Annotated in this window: 12 protein-coding genes; 3 read left to right on the top strand and 9 right to left on the bottom strand. The window is 38.7% G+C overall.

Going from position 1 to position 15,569, the window contains the following annotated elements; genetic code table 11:
- Positions 1–83 precede the first annotated feature (83 nt).
- The gene (locus ACFFIP_RS18540; protein ID WP_382389272.1) at positions 84–1,007 is read left to right on the top strand and encodes an AraC family transcriptional regulator; all 924 of its coding nucleotides are present in this window, start codon (positions 84–86) and stop codon (positions 1,005–1,007) included.
- Between the two features lie 647 nt (positions 1,008–1,654).
- Positions 1,655–2,419, top strand: coding sequence for an LOG family protein (locus tag ACFFIP_RS18535; protein WP_382389271.1), 765 nt, complete (start codon positions 1,655–1,657; stop codon positions 2,417–2,419).
- 11 nt (positions 2,420–2,430) lie between these two features.
- Here the strand turns inward: ACFFIP_RS18535 and ACFFIP_RS18530 are convergent, their stop codons facing one another.
- The 9 genes from ACFFIP_RS18530 to ACFFIP_RS18490 all read right to left on the bottom strand — a co-directional run bounded on the left by ACFFIP_RS18530 (position 2,431) and on the right by ACFFIP_RS18490 (position 12,715).
- A complete protein-coding gene (locus tag ACFFIP_RS18530) occupies positions 2,431–4,200 on the bottom strand; it encodes an SLC13 family permease (RefSeq protein WP_382389270.1) in 1,770 nt (589 codons plus the stop codon).
- Between the two features lie 14 nt (positions 4,201–4,214).
- Entirely contained in the window at positions 4,215–5,042 is an 828-nt protein-coding gene (locus ACFFIP_RS18525; RefSeq protein WP_382389269.1) for a ZIP family metal transporter, read from the bottom strand.
- Positions 5,043–5,117: 75 nt separating this feature from the next.
- Entirely contained in the window at positions 5,118–5,537 is a 420-nt protein-coding gene (locus ACFFIP_RS18520; protein ID WP_382389267.1) for a DsrE family protein, read from the bottom strand.
- Between the two features lie 77 nt (positions 5,538–5,614).
- Positions 5,615–8,029 (bottom strand): TonB-dependent receptor, encoded by a 2,415-nt coding sequence (locus ACFFIP_RS18515; RefSeq protein ID WP_382389266.1) that lies wholly within the window; start codon positions 8,027–8,029, stop codon positions 5,615–5,617.
- A gap of 279 nt (positions 8,030–8,308) precedes the next feature.
- Entirely contained in the window at positions 8,309–9,571 is a 1,263-nt protein-coding gene (locus tag ACFFIP_RS18510) for an NAD(P)/FAD-dependent oxidoreductase (protein WP_382389265.1), read from the bottom strand.
- A 119-nt stretch (positions 9,572–9,690) separates the two neighbouring features.
- Positions 9,691–10,221: a hypothetical protein gene (locus ACFFIP_RS18505; protein WP_382389264.1), complete on the bottom strand. Its 531-nt coding sequence runs from the start codon at positions 10,219–10,221 to the stop codon at positions 9,691–9,693.
- A 15-nt stretch (positions 10,222–10,236) separates the two neighbouring features.
- Positions 10,237–10,713: a nucleoside deaminase gene (locus ACFFIP_RS18500; RefSeq protein WP_382389262.1), complete on the bottom strand. Its 477-nt coding sequence runs from the start codon at positions 10,711–10,713 to the stop codon at positions 10,237–10,239.
- A gap of 191 nt (positions 10,714–10,904) precedes the next feature.
- Positions 10,905–11,645, bottom strand: a complete 741-nt coding sequence (locus ACFFIP_RS18495) for a LytR/AlgR family response regulator transcription factor (protein ID WP_382389261.1) — start codon at positions 11,643–11,645, stop codon at positions 10,905–10,907.
- Positions 11,642–12,715 carry a sensor histidine kinase gene (locus ACFFIP_RS18490; protein ID WP_382389260.1) on the bottom strand — a complete coding sequence of 358 codons (1,074 nt, stop codon included), beginning with the start codon at positions 12,713–12,715 and terminating at the stop codon, positions 11,642–11,644. The genes ACFFIP_RS18495 and ACFFIP_RS18490 overlap by 4 nt, the downstream gene beginning before the upstream one ends.
- A 244-nt stretch (positions 12,716–12,959) precedes the next feature.
- Here ACFFIP_RS18490 and ACFFIP_RS18485 point away from each other — a divergent pair, with 244 nt between their 5' ends.
- Complete coding sequence (locus ACFFIP_RS18485) at positions 12,960–15,506, top strand: TonB-dependent receptor (protein WP_382389259.1); 2,547 nt, start codon at positions 12,960–12,962, stop codon at positions 15,504–15,506.
- The last annotated feature ends 63 nt before the right edge of the window (positions 15,507–15,569 follow it).

Genomic DNA, 15,569 nt, shown 5'->3' with positions numbered 1-15,569 from the left:
GAAGAAATATTCGTTTAGATAAGTGTGGATTTTACTAAATCCCTCATTATTAGTAACTTTATACGAAACCCAAAATAATTAAAATGCAGCGTGAATTTATAGCAGGTGTACCGTGGAGGAATGAAAAGGACCTTAAAACCTTGGTGGAGAACAGGACTACCTATACCTTACATGACTGCGAATTGAATATTTTTGAAACACACCAAGAAGCTAAAGCAGTCAATCTTTGTTTTGGAGACCTTGTCCTGACGACTATGTTGAAAGGTAAAAAGGTGATGCACTTATTCGATAAGCCCGGTTTTGACTATTTGCCTGGGGAGTCTGTCATTGTTCCTCCCAATGAAGTCATGAAGATTGATTTTCCGGAAGCAAAAATGGATAATCCAACCCAATGTATTGCGCTCTCTATTTCGAAGGAAATGATAGAGAATACTTTTAATCTTCTCAATGAGCGATTGCCGAATAAGGAGCTGACAAAAGAGTGGGGGCTGGACCTTTCTTATTTCCATTTGATCAATACCAATGACCTTTCAGAAATCATCAATAGGTTTATCAAAATAGGAGTAAAGGAGAGGTCAAAAGAAAAAGATCTAATTGCTTCATTTGCCTTGAAAGAATTGCTTATCAGGCTTACCCAAACCCAGGCAAGGGAAATGCTGGAAAAGACCTATATAACTTTGGCAGGTTCTAACCGTCTGGCATACATTGTCGATTTCATCAAAGAAAATATCAGAGAAAATTTCACTTTGGATCAGCTCAGTGAAAAGGCATGCATGAGTAAAGCTCATTTCTCCAGGACTTTCAAAAGTGAACTGGGATTATCTCCAATGGAATTTATTCTGAAAGAAAGGCTTAAACTTGCCAGGCAATATCTCAAAATAGGAAGCTATCAGATACAAGAGGTATGCTTTATGGCGGGATTCAATAACATCACGTATTTTATCCGTGCTTTCAAATCTGAATTTGGAATGACACCAAAGGTCTTTCAAGGGTCTTTAGGGGCTTAGGGTTTTAACAACAGTAGAAAACTTCCTACTTCTAATGGTTTATCCAAATGAAAAAAATTTTACAATCCCAAGCTTTAAGCCAAACAATGGATTTGATGTTGGCAAATGATTAATATCCGATTATCAAATTATTAAAAAATATTTTATAGGTTTTATGGCATTTTCAATTGAATTTTATATGTTTAGAAAATTTTGGTAGTAAAAAAACATAGAAAGTTTAAAAAACACCAAAGTTTATACGGCTGTAGTCAGTTACAAATAAACCCATGTTTGGAGTCTTTTGCAAAGACTCCTTTTTTTATGCTTAAAATTTAAACCTGTTTTATTGAAAGTTATGTTGAGAATAGAAAAAGTGATTCAAAATCAATCCATATTTTTAAAAAAGTGATTTTTTGGGAAAATTTGGTTTATTTCAACATGGGTTTACCAATTAAAACGTGTTTTGTAATGAATGAAGGGCATTATTTGGAGCTGGTTTGTAGAAATATCTCATATAATCAGGTTTTAGGTTATATAAAGACTCCCTTGGTTGCATTTTTTTAGAATTTAAAGGGATTTTATTTTTTCACATATCATTCAATTGCTTAAATACATACCTTTTTCAATGTAATCCGTTACTTTTATGCATTGATTTTAAATAAAGTGATATGTTAAAAGGAAAACGAAGGTCATTTTCGCCTTTAGTCAATCCGGAAGAAGAAGAGTTTTTTGCCGGTCCTCAGTCGAGGTGGAAAGAATTTAAATTTGTGGTTAAGGTGATGCTGGAATTTATCAGGGGCTTCAGAATGCTTCACTTTATCGGTCCTTGTGTGACAGTATTTGGTTCCGCAAGATTTGAAGAGGAGGATAAGTTCTACAAGCTTGCTGTTAGAGTTGGAGAGACTGTCAGTAGAATGGGCTTTGCAGTCATGACAGGTGGAGGTCCGGGAATTATGGAGGCAGCCAATAAGGGAGCAAAAAATATAGGCGGTAAATCTATAGGATGTAATATTATACTTCCGTTCGAACAGCACCCGAACCCTTACCTTGACAAGTGGATGAATTTCAAGTACTTTTTTGTCAGAAAAGTGCTTTTGTCCAAGTATAGTTATGCATTTGTGGTAATGCCAGGAGGGTTTGGCACATTGGATGAGTTTTTTGAGGCATTGACATTAATACAGACAAAAGTGATGAGGAGGTTTCCTGTTGTGTTAATGTGCAGTGATTTCCATCAAGATCTTTACAAATATCTTCATCATTTGGCGGAATATGGCACCATCGACAAAAAAGACCTAGATTTATTTTTATTGACAGACTCGGTGGAAGAAATGGAGGCACATATCCATCAATATGCTATTAAGGGATTTGGTTTGAAAAGAAGAAAAGACCTAAAACCAGTGCCGATCTTAGGAGAGGATGGGGTCAGGGCTTAAGGTTGTTTCCTTTAAAACGGCCAGAAATATATAATGAGTGGGATTCCAATTACGGTTACCAATATGGATACAGGTAAGCCGAATTTGAAGTAATCCTTAAACATGTACCCTCCTGGCCCCATTACCAGTGTGTTGGATTGATGTCCAATAGGGGTAAGAAATGCAGCGGAGGATGCAACGGCAATTGCCATTAGAAAAGGATCAGAAGAAGTTCCAAGCCCATGTGCAATGCCTAATCCAATAGGTGCCATCAAGACTACGGTAGCTGCATTGTTGATCACATTGGATAGGAGCATAGTGATGACAAAAATCACGGATAGAATAGCAGCTGCCGGGTAAGAATTGCCAAGGTTTAGGATATAAGAAGCGATAAGTTCTGCCCCTCCGGATTTTTCCAATGCTGTACCTACTGGCAACATGGCGCCCAACAATACAATTACAGGCCAATCAATGCTGTTGTAAAGATCTTTGATATTAATGGTTTTGGTCACCACTAAGGCCAACGCTGCAAGGGTAAATGCGATCTGAACTGGTAGCCAGTCAAGGATGATTATGCCTATTGACATGAGGAAAATGCTCAGGGCTAGGATTAACTTTCTGGGTTTTCCAAGTTCAAAGCCTCTGTCTGCTAAAGGTAGGCAGCCTATGTTTTGCAGAATTTCTCCCATTTTTAGGGCACCACCTTGTAGGAGTAAAACATCCCCAACTTTAAATTTTACATGGTCCAGTCTTTTTCGGATCTTCTTATTTTGCCTTGATATGGCTAATAAATTGACGCCGTACCGGTTTCTCATGTTCAGCCCGACTGCAGTTTGATTGATAATGGGAGCGTCAGCCATTACTACAGCTTCCACATTAGAGATTTCCTCACCTCCAATGATTTCTGGAAGATCTTCTTTTTTGGCAATTAGTTTAGAGTTACTTTTTTCCAAAAAAGCTTTTAGATCTTCTGCATCACTTTCTATGGATATGATGTCCCCGGTTTTGATTTTCATCCTTATGTCAGGAGCATGCATCAGGTATTTGTTGCGTACCACGCTCAAAATCTGAATATCTCCATCAATGATCTTAGTAAGCTCATAAAGTGGCTTATCAACAAGTTTGGAGTCCTCATCTATTTCTATTTCAGTGATATAGTCTTCAATGTTGAACATATTGGCACCTTCCTCGCTGCTGACTCGTTTTGGCAAGATCCGCCAACCTATAAAAATGATAAAAAGAAGCCCTAATACAGATAAGGATAGGCCTACAGGAGCGAAATCAAACATGCTAAAACTTTCACCTACTTCATTGGCCCTGAAGCTTGCAATGATAATATTTGGAGGTGTGCCAATTAAAGTAGTCATTCCTCCTAAAAGAGAGGCAAATGAAATGGGCATCAGGATGGATGAGGGGGAATGTCCGCTTTTTTGGGCAATATGTATTGCGACCGGCATCATGATGGCCAATGCACCCACATTATTCATAAAGGCAGATGCCACACATACGATGATTGATAAAAGTGAAATTTGAAGTGTCAGGTTATTGCCCAGTTGGATGACTTTTTGACCTAGGATCTCAATTAAGCCGGAATCCTGAAGTGCCTTACTGACTACCAGGATGACTGCAACAGTGATGACAGCAGGGTGAGCAAATCCCAAAAAAGCCTCCTCAAAAGGTATTATTTTGCAGATAGTTAAAATCAGAAGACAAAAAACAGCAACCAAGTCATGCCTGAATTTGCCCCAAACAAAAAGTATAAGCGCTAAAATGAGGGTCCCGAAGACTATATAAAGTTCCATGGATTTGTTTTTTTCTAGCCCAATGCTACATCCAAAATCATCATTAAAGTAAATCCACCCATAAATCCAAGTACGGCCAAGTCTGTGTATTTATCCCTTTGGGTTTCAGGGATTACCTCTTCAACTACTACGAATATCATTGCTCCCGCGGCAAATGATAGTGCATACGGTAAAATGCTTTGCATATGAATGACAGCAATAGCACCAATGACACCTGCTATGGGTTCAACAACTGCAGAAAGCTGACCGAACCAAAAGCTTCTTCTTCTGCTTACTCCCTGCCTTCTTAGCGGCATTGCGACAGCAAGTCCCTCTGGAAAATTTTGGACACCAATACCTATAGCTAAAGCGATGGCAGCAGAAATACTGGCCCCTTCCATACCATTTGCTGCAGCTCCAAAGAGAATGCCAACTGCTAATCCTTCCGGAATATTATGAAGGGTTATGGCTAATAGGAGTAAGGTTGATTTGTGCCATTTGGTAGCAACCCCCTCTGTTTCTTCTTTATTGAAGTTGATATGAAGGTGGGGCATGAGTTTGTCCAATCCGAAAATAAATAAGCCTCCCGCCAAGAAACCAATTGATGCAGGAATCCAAGGATGGTCTGGGTATAATGCTTCAGAGTTTTTAATGCTTGGAGCTAATAATGACCAAAAACTAGCGGCAATCATTACCCCGCCGGTAAAGCCCAACATGGTATCAAAAACTGAACGCTTGATTGTTTTAAAGAAAAAGACAAGTGAGGCCCCCAGAGCTGTTAACAGCCATGTAAACAATGTTGCTACTAGAGCAGCTTTGACCGGGCCAATTTCTGTTGCGAAATTTTCGATGTATTCCAGCATATATTTGGCTAAAGTGAAAAATGTTCAGGTTTATGTGAACATAACGGTCAAATATACAGGTATTTCAATTCAGTTTCAGCCTCCAGCCTTAATATACACCCAACCTTGTTCCTGTTTTATGACAAGTTCCAAAACTGCAGAGGGTACAAAACCTGCAAGGGAAAGGAATTTATCTTTTGACAGCTGACGTTGCTTGAGGGTGTTTTCACAGATAACAAATTTTACTCCTTGCTCTGTCAATAAACTCAAATCTTTTTCATAAGGGTTGTTTTCAATCTTGAGCAGGTCAATACCCATTCCATGGGTCACCACTTCTATATGTGCATTTGGGGCAGCACTAAGGATGTTGTTGATCTGACGGATGAATTTTTTATGCACCTCACTGTCACCTTCTGTCAATTGGAATATGATTTTATGCTCAGCTTCAGACACCACCTGGGCTTGTGCAGCTTGAAATAAGAAAAAGAGTGGCAGAAGAGCAAAGATGTTTCTCATGGCTTTTAATTTGAAAATTTACGGTGAATTCAGGTTAGATTTCGTGATTTAGATCACTAAACTCATCTAAAAGGTACTCAAAAGTTTCCAATCAAGGAAATGATGAAGTTTCTTCCCGGTGCAGCTATTCCCGAACTATAGGACCTGTATCTGGCATTATTGATATTCTCTAACCCTGAACTGATGGAGAGAAATTTATTTGCTTTATAGATGGCTTTCATATTAACGGTTGCCCAAGAGGGGCTATACGGGTTGCCGTTTGCATCAATTGCATAAAGCTCAGGTTTTCCTCTTTCTTCCAAAGGGAGTTGCTCAAAGGTGAAACCGCCTGAGTATTCAGCGTAAAGTTGGACTTTGAGTTTTTCTTTTTGGTATTCAAGTCTTGAGACACCAAAGGTAGGGGGCGCATGTCTAGAAGGGCTTTGTGCGCCATCCTCCATTTCTTCAGTTCCTTTTTGGAAATTGATTTTGGTTGAAAAAGATAAGTTTTGATTGAATTTGATTTCCATTGCAGCCTGAATCCCTAAAATTCTAACGAAAGCAGCATTTTGTAAGGAGAGCACCTTGCTCATTTCACCATCATACAGGATGCTGTCCATACCATTCAATGTTGATTCCCTTCTTACCAATGCATTGTCCAGTTTGGTGTAATAAGCAGTCAGGTCCATCATGATCTTTTCATTGATCACCTTTCCAGCATTTACTTCCAGGTTGTAGGCATATTCAGCTTTTAAATTTGGGTTAGGCACCATGACAGTACCGGGTTCTGAATCAAAAATCTTCCCTATATCATCCACATTAGGAGCCCGAAATCCTGTGGAGGTATTGATATGCAAAATCCAGCTATCATCAGGAGTGAATACCCATCCTGCACTGGCATTAATAGCGCCTTCCTGATTTTCACTTTGCTCAAATGGTAGAGGGTAAAATTCCCTGTTTTTACTGAAATCAGCCTCAAGTCCAAAACGGTTATACCTTAGACCTCCTTGAATTAATGATTTAGGATTGAGTTTTTGCTGATAGGTAGTGTAGATGGCATAAGAACTCCATTTGGCATCGGGGTATCTGGAGGCTCCTGTTGTACTGGTGTTGGTGACGATATTTTCGTCTTGCCCTGATGAAAGGACTTTGTTCAACACCCCTTCCATTCCATAAAAAAGTTTAGCCTGACTCTTTGGAAAGGATTTCATGAAATCCAGATTGGCCGAATAGGCATCTACCTGCTCTACCCTGATGCGTCGGGTTATATCATTGAAATTTCTATCGATTCTGCTTTCTTCAAATTTTTGGTAGGCTAAATGGACTGACGTTTGATCGAAAAATTTTGAATTTGAGGTATGGTTCACCGACAGATGGTTCATCATCCAAGTCTGTGGGCCATACATCCATTCTGCTGATCTAGGCGTGCCGTTAGGCCTAAACCTGATCAATCGATCATATCTTGAGAAAGGCGTCGTTTCGGAATAGTGGAAGGCGTATTGGACCTCCCATTTATCATGGACTGCATACCGTAACTTCTGCATGACGTTAAACTGTTCATATCCTGTTGGGTTTTGAATCCTAGGATTAGGATTTTCCCTGAGGACATCGAGGCCATTTTCACTTACCACAAAGCTCCTTCTTAAGTATTCTGTAGGTCCATTTTTTCCCATTTTCAGATCTCCGAAACTGTTTTTACTAAAACTGCTGATACCTGCCCATTTTTTGCCCCCATACTTTACATGTACATGTCCTGTACGTTCATTATTGGACGTATTACTTCTTAATGTCGCACTTCCCTTTAAATTGTTTTCCCCTTTAGTGATAAATTCCGGTTTCAGGGTTCGGAAACTCATCACTGCTCCTATGGCATCACTTCCATAGACAATAGCACCAGGCCCAAAAAACACCTCAGTACCTTCTATGGCGAATGGGTCAAGGGAAATCACATTGTGAAGATTCCCGCTTCTAAAAATGGCCGTATTCATCCTTACCCCATCAATGGTATAAAGCAGCCTGTTGGTAGAAAAGCCTCGGATCATAGGGCTTCCCCCTCCTTGTTGGCTCTTTTGGATAAATACATCACCTGATATCCCTAGCAAATCAGCAGCTGTTTGGGGATTGAGCAATTCTCTTTCTTCCGGTCTAATTGTTGAAATTCTCGAAGGGATTTCCTGTCGAGATTGGCTCCATTTTGTGGCTGAAACTACAGCCTGTTGAAGGAAAAGGGTAGTAGGACTGAGGGAAACTGTGAAATTCTCACTTTCTAACTGTTGATAACTTTGGATTAGGGTTTTGTAACCGTAAAGCCTAATTTCAATTTTAGCTAATCCTTTGAAAGGACTGATGTCGACTTTTCCATTGATGTCGGAAGTTTTAGCCAGGTACGGGTTTGGGCTATACACATTGACAAATTCCAATGGTTTCTGCGTCTCGATATCCTTTATGGTCAATGTTTGAGCAGAGACAGATAAACAGAAAAGATAGAGTAAATATGGGATTAAAAACCTCATTGATTTTCCTGACGCAGTAGTTGCTTGTAAATAAGCAAAAATACTTTTAGGTCATGAAAAAAAATTACGCCATCGGATGCCTTATTTTATTTGCAGTCATTTTTTAAATTTTATGAAATCATTGTTGTCTGAAAAAGCCTGCTCTCGTATTTGAGGTTAAATATCGGCATCACCAAAAAGAAAAAAATCCTGCAGATTACTAAAAAACCGTTCGGGTAATTTATAAAATCTGCAGGAATTTTACTGAGGAGAAAGACTAATCCAGTCTATTGTTTTCCTTTATGCCTTTCCTCTTAGCATCAAGTTCCAATACATAAATGGCAATCCGTATTTTTTCAAGAGCCACATAGAATATTGTTCTTTGGAAGTGTCCACAAATGTAGAGATCATTGGGTCACTGTCTCGAACATTGTTGTATTTAAACTCAGCCAGAACCATAGATCCATAACCGGTCACAAGTGGGCAGGAAGAGTAACCTTCATATATTTTGCTACCCAATTGTTGTTCTTTGAGCAAAGATAAGATGTTATTCACTACAACCGGCGCTTGCTTTCTAACAGCTGCGCCTGTTTTAGCTGTAGGAAGACCGACTACATCCCCTAAACCAAAGATGTTCGGGTATTTCATATGCTGTAGGGTATTGATGTCTACTTCCAGCCAGCCTTTATGAGGTCCTTCTTGGTAGACCAAAGTCGAATTTCTTACGAAGTCCGGAGCCTGTTGAGGTGGTGCCAAGTGAAGGAGGTCATATTTAATGGTGATTTCATTTTCACCGCTAAGACTTTCATTCAACTTTCCATCAATAAGAGCCTCTAGATTTTCCGGGTCAGGTTTAATGTATTTGAATGTGATTTCTCTTTTCTTGCCATCTATTTTGATTGGTGCATAGAAAGGTTTGAAATGAATATTTCTTTCCTTGATAATTTTGGTAAGTGTTTCAGCAAATTCTTTTACTCCAAATATCACAGTGCCAGGCGTGGCAAAAATCACGTTTGATTTATCTCTGACTCCTTGTTTTCTTAAAAAGTGTTCAGTCAAATACATGATTTTTTGAGGGGCTCCCCCGCATTTTATCGGAGTATTGGCTTGGGTGAAGATGGCATTTCCTCCTTTGAAGTTTTGAAGCATTTTCCAGACTTTTTTTGGATCTGTATATACAGAACCGACATAATCTGTCTGCATAGCTTCTTTTAATCCCGGAAGCAGATCAAAGTTCATAACCAATCCAGGTGCTACTATCAAATAGTCATAGGTGATATCTCCGCTGGATCTTGTTGCTACTGTGTTCTTTTCAGGGTTTATGGCTTCTGCATAATCTTTTATCCAATCAACGCCTTTGGGAATGTAGTCAGCTTCTTTTCTTTCGGTCTTGTCAAAATTGAATGTACCCGCGCCAACAAGCGTCCAGGCAGGTTGATAATAATGCTTTTCGGAAGGTTCGATCAAGCCAATTTTTAAGGATTTGTCTTTTCTTTTAAGTTGGGCAGCAACTGTTATACCTGCAGTGCCTCCCCCAATAATTAAAATTTTATAGTGGCTCATGGTCTTATAAGTTATCGTTTGAATATGATAAAAATACAGTCTTTCATATTAGAAAAAGGTGATATTCATCACAAAAACCAAAAAAGCCCTGTTCAGTTAAAAACAAGGCTTTTTAAAAATTAATTTTCTGGATTTTCATCAATTTCTATCTCAAAATTGACCATATCAGGTGAAATTTCCAACAGGTCTGGGGCGTCTTCCGAAGACACAACTCCTCTATCTACGAGCTCTGCGATCATGTCCATTTGTCTACTCATGTCCAAGCCATCTTTGTGAGCCTGTTGAAACCTTTTCAATAATTCTTCATCCGAAAAATCAACATATCTTGATCTTCTTGCTTCTTTCAGTTGGTTTTTTTTCTCTTCGAGAAGTGCTTCTTTTCTTTCAGCAAATTTTGCTTCAAGAGATTTGATATACTCATCTGATAAGGTACTGCCATAAAATGGCGCCTCCTCAATGGCGATTTTTTCCTTGCTGCCGTCAGTATGTACAACAGTAATCCGTTGATCTTCTTCCATCAGGTACGCATCACCTGTTTCAACGTCCACAATTTTATCTTCCTGATAAAGATATCGCTCTTCTACAGACTTTTCTTGCTTACATGAACTTAGAAATGCAATACTCAATAGTAATAGGATAGTCTTTTTCATCGTTGTTGGTGTTTTTTAGTACAAAGTTTTATTTTCTTTTAATATCCATTCTTGAAATACTTTTTCTGCATCTTCCCTCATGCCTTGAATAAATGGTATTTTTCTCTTATGATAAGGAAGTTCAAGTTCCTCATAAATGAATTGGTCATCAAAACCTGCCTTTGCCGCATCCTTTTTTGTATTGGCATAAAATACCCTGTCAGGTCTCGCCCAATAAATGGCTCCCAAACACATGGGGCAAGGCTCGCAGGATGTATAGAGTTCACAGCCGTCAAGTTGAAAATCACCTATTGTTTGGCAGGCATTCCTTATCGCTACAATTTCAGCATGGGCAGTGGGATCATTGGTCGACAGGACGGCATTTGATCCAGAACCGATCACTTTCCCGTCTTTTACGATTACGCAACCAAAGGGACCGCCCATGTTTGAATTCATACCCGTACGGGACAAATCAATGGCCATTTGCATAAAGGCTTTTTGCTCTTGAGTCATTTGAAACAATACGTGTGATGAGGTTACAAAGATAAGCCGTTAGCATTTATACGGATTCGAGATATAAAAGTTATGGATTTCAGAATTTATACCTGAATTTGAAGGAGATGTGATGGAATTTAGAATTTTATACTATTGAAGTTCTAAAAATATTCACAAAAGTTCTTCATATTCTTAAGAATAGAAATTGTTTAACCCATCCATTTGTTCATAAATTCCAGGAATACTTCCTTGTAGTTTTCACTCACAGCAATCTGATGATTGCCGATTTTCACCACGTTTCTGGACACTGAGTCTATGTGTTCCAAATTGATGATAAAGGACCGATGGATCCGCATGAATTTATCTTTTGGAAGGATCTCTTCCATGTTTTTCATGCTGGTCAGGGATAAAAGTGGATTGGGTTTATCCAGCAAGTGTACCTTGACATAGTCTTTGTATGCTTCTACATGTGTGATGTCTTTGAGCATGACTTTGACCAATTGGTATTCAACTTTTAGAAATATGTAATCATTTTGATTCTCAGGATCTTTCTTTTCATTATTAGGATTCCTGAAATTTTCAAAAAATTGATAAGCCTTGGTGGAGGCTTTTAAAAATTCTTCATAGCTAAATGGTTTCAAAAGGTAATCCAAGGCATCTACTTTATACCCTTCTATGGCAAATTGATTGTATGCTGTGGTGAAAATAATTCTGGGTTTCTTGACAGAGTTTTTGCCATCAAGAATTCTGGCCAATTCCATGCCGCTCAAATCCGGCATCTGAATATCTAAAAATACAAGGTCGACATCGTGTTGATTGAGATAACCTAATGCCTGAATGGCATTGTCAAATTTTTCCTCCAATGAAAGAAAGGAAGTTTGATCAATAAATTTGGCCACAAGTTCTAAAGCCAAAGGTTCGTCATCAACAGCTATGCATTTAATTTTCATTTCAAAGTCAGGTTAAGCCGTACCCTATATTCATTATCTTCATTTTTGTCGTCTATTTCCAAATAGAACTTACCTGAATACAACAGGTCCAATCTTCGTGTGGTATTGCTTAGTCCAATTCCGCTTGCATTGCCTTCAGGGGTGTTTTCAGTGGAATTAAAAACCTTATTCTGGGTGATTAAAGTAAGTTCTTTCCCCTTTTTTTCGATAGAGACTTGAATGAAACTTTCTTTTTGTGAACTGATTCCGTGTTTGAAACAGTTTTCAATAAAAGGAAGTAATAGCATGGGGGCAATTTCTGCTTCTTCGATTTTTTCAGGGATATTGATCTCAAGCTTGACTTTAGAAGAGAGTCTCATCCTCATCAATTCAATGTAGTCCCGGATGAAATCAAGTTCTTTGGTGAGCAAAGTATGGTTTTTCTCTGTCTCGTAGAGGACATAACGCATCATCCTGCTCAATTTCAATAATGCGGTTTTTGCTTTTTCCACATCAATATTGGTCAAAGCATAAATGTTGTTTAGGGTATTGAAAAAGAAATGTGGGTTGATCTGAGCTTTGAGGTAAGATAATTCAGAATTTGTCCTCTGTCTTTCAAGTTCAAACCTGACCTTTTCATCTGACTGCCACTTTAGAACCACTGCAATACTGGTGCTGATTCCGACAGAGACATAAAATATTAATAGACTGGAAATATCCCAGTAAAAATTTCTGGGTCTTTTGACATAAGGAACATTAGGTCTATATGTTTTATGCATTAATTCAGCCATGTTCATCCATTCGTCATACAGGATCAGGATTCCTACAAAAGCCAAGCCTGCCAAAAAGTTGATTAAAAGGAATGTACGGATTCTGTTGCTGAGCAATATTTTCGGTACTAAATAGAAGAAGTTAATATAAAAGATGCTGATAAGCAGAGAAAACATGACTCCTTGCTTAATCCAAAACTCGATGGGTCTTTCAACTCCTGCGGATAAAGGGGAAAATACGAACAGCACAGAACCTATAAGCCCCCATCCCAAGATATGGGTCAAGATAGAAATGTTTTTTTTGATGGTGGTTTCAGGCATCACAATAAATTAGGTGATTTAATTGTAAACTAAAATAAAATTTTGCGGTTTACATAAAATAATCTACGAAATGGCAGATTGGGCCGACGAAATCATGGTGAAATCAGATAAAATTCGGTTTTAAATAAGGTGTAGGACGCTCATCCGATATTCCTGCCATTTGGTCGACGTGATCGACCGTACGGTCTATTCAGTTTTTTTTTGATTAATGCTTGATATTCCTTTGTTACCGTAAACTATCCACATGAAAGTAATACATACTGAAATGAAAACTTTAAACCAATTATTATTAATAGGCTTCATCATGTTGACATTCTTGTCGCATAATGCTTTTGGCCAGAATGTAGTAGAAGAAAAACCTGCATATCAAATCACAGGTAAAATCCTTGAAAAAGGTTCTGATGAACCTATTCCTTATGCCGCAGTGGCTTTGATCGAAGTAGAAAGCGGAAAAAATGTGGTTGGTGCTGTTGCAGATTTCGGAGGGGAATTTGTGATCACGAATTTCGGAAATGGTAAGTATCAAGTACAGGTTTCTTTTATGGGTTATCAGAGCTATACTTCTCCGGTATTGTCCATTTCGGAGCAAAACAGTGTTATTGACCTTGGAAACCTTGTTATCGAATCTGATGCTGTTGCTTTGCAGGAAGTGACAGTAATGGGACAAAGAGACCTGATTGAAGAAAAAGTGGATAGGACAATCTACAATGCTGAAAACGATAAGACTTTAATCGGAGGTGATGCAACAGATGTTATGAGGAGAGTGCCGATGCTTTCAGTGGATATGGACGGCAATGTATCAATGAGAGGTAGTTCCAATCTATTGGTACTGATCAACGGCAAGCAATCTGCTATCGTTGCCAATAACGTGGCTGAAGCTTTGAAACAAATACCGGCTGAAGAAATCAAATCCATTGAAGTAATCACATCTCCTTCTGCAAAATATGACGCTGAAGGTACAGGAGGGGTAATTAATATTGTTACCAAAAAGAATAACCTCCAAGGAGCAACTTTGAACATTAACAGTAGTGCCGGTTACCGGGGTTCAAACCTTGGACTGAACGCCAACCTGAAACAAGGTAAAATGGGCTGGTCTTTAGGAGGGTTTGGTAGATCAGGTTACAACATCTTAGGATTCTTTGATAATGAACAGCTGGTTACCAATGCGGGTAATATGTCAACCTTAAGGATCCTTCAGTCGGCAGATACGAAAAGTAATATGTTGTTCGGTCGCTATAACCTTGGTTGGGATTACGAGATTGACAAGTTTAACTTCTTGACCGCTTCTGTAAGTTTTGGTGTGCGAAACATGAAAAATGATCAGGATGGATTGTTTACAGAGACTTTCATGGGGGATCAGTTGTTAAGTGCTTTGCTTAGAGATGTGAACGTAAGCAATACTTCAAACAACGTCGATGTGAACTTTAACTATACCAAGACATACGAAAAGCCATTGAAGGAATTCAGTATTTCTTCTTTGTATAGTCAAAACACCCAAAATAATGACTTCATCAATAGCCTTTATAATGGGACTTTCGATGATGTGGCCAGCAGAATCAAAAACAATAACCTTGGCAGAAACCAGGAATTTACAGTGCAGTTGGATTATGTGAACCCTATAGGGTCCGGTAAAAATCATATTCTGGAATACGGTGCTAAAAACATCATGAGAAAAGCATCAAGTGATTTTGCATATTTCACAGCAGAGGGTTCAACAGGTGAATTTACCCAAATCGATGACATTGCATTCTCTAACGAATTTATTTATGACCAGAATGTAACGGCAGGTTATGCTTCTTATACCACTAACTTCTTGAAAAACTATTCTTTCAAAGGTGGTTTAAGATATGAGTATACCAGTATTCAAGCGGACTTCAGAAATAACGAGTTGGCTGCCAATATACCTTCTTATGGTTTGTTCGTGCCTAGTTTGAATCTTAGCAGGAAATTGGCGAATGGCAACATGATCAAGGCGGCCTATAACAGAAGGGTTCAAAGGCCTTTCCTTAACTTTCTGAATCCTAACATCAATGCTGCTAACCCTCAGCAGATCACGCAAGGAAATCCATTGTTGGATCCTGAATTGACTGATAATTATGAAATCTCCTACAGTACCTTTACAAAAGGGATGACCTTGAATTTCACTTCTTATTTCAGGAATACGACGGGATCTATTCAGCCTGTGCGTACAGTGATGGATGATGATGTCATCTTTACCACATATGAAAATATCGGTCAGGAAAGAGCATATGGTTTTTCAGTATTCTCCAACATCAATCTATCCGGTAAATTCTCCCTAAACGGAAGTATTGATGGGTATTTTGCAGATCTTGATAACGGATTGGAAGATCCATTGTATGCAGCATCCAATCAGGGTTTTGTCTTAAGCGGTAGGTTGTTCGGAAATTATTCTCTTCCTAACAACTGGCAGATTCAAGCCTTTGGATTTATCAGGGGAAGACAGGTGCAACTTCAGGGTACTTCCGGCGGGTTTGCAATGTACAGCTTGAATTTGAACAAACAGTTCAACGAGAAAAGAGGAAGTATCGGATTTGGAGCAGAAAATTTCTTTACCAGTGTATTCAGGATCAACAATGAACTTCAGACTCCTACCATCATGCAGCAGAGTACTGTTGGGATGCGTAATATGAACTTCAAGATCAATTTCAATTACAGGATAGGAAAGTTAAGCATGGAGCCATCTAGAAGGAAAAAAAGAAGCGTTACGAATGATGATATCAAGGAAGGCGGAGAAGGTGCTTCAGGCGGTGCAGTGATGAATAATAATTGATTTAATATATAGTTGTTTGTTTACTAATTAGGTAAAAACCGATGGCATTGTCATCGGTTTTTT

Origin of the sequence: Fontibacter flavus, from assembly GCF_042432905.1 — a bacterium.
In the GTDB taxonomy this organism is placed as follows: domain Bacteria; phylum Bacteroidota; class Bacteroidia; order Cytophagales; family Cyclobacteriaceae; genus Fontibacter; species Fontibacter flavus.
Note: the sequence above shows the minus strand (reverse complement) of the source record. Positions and strands in the feature narration are given on the sequence as shown.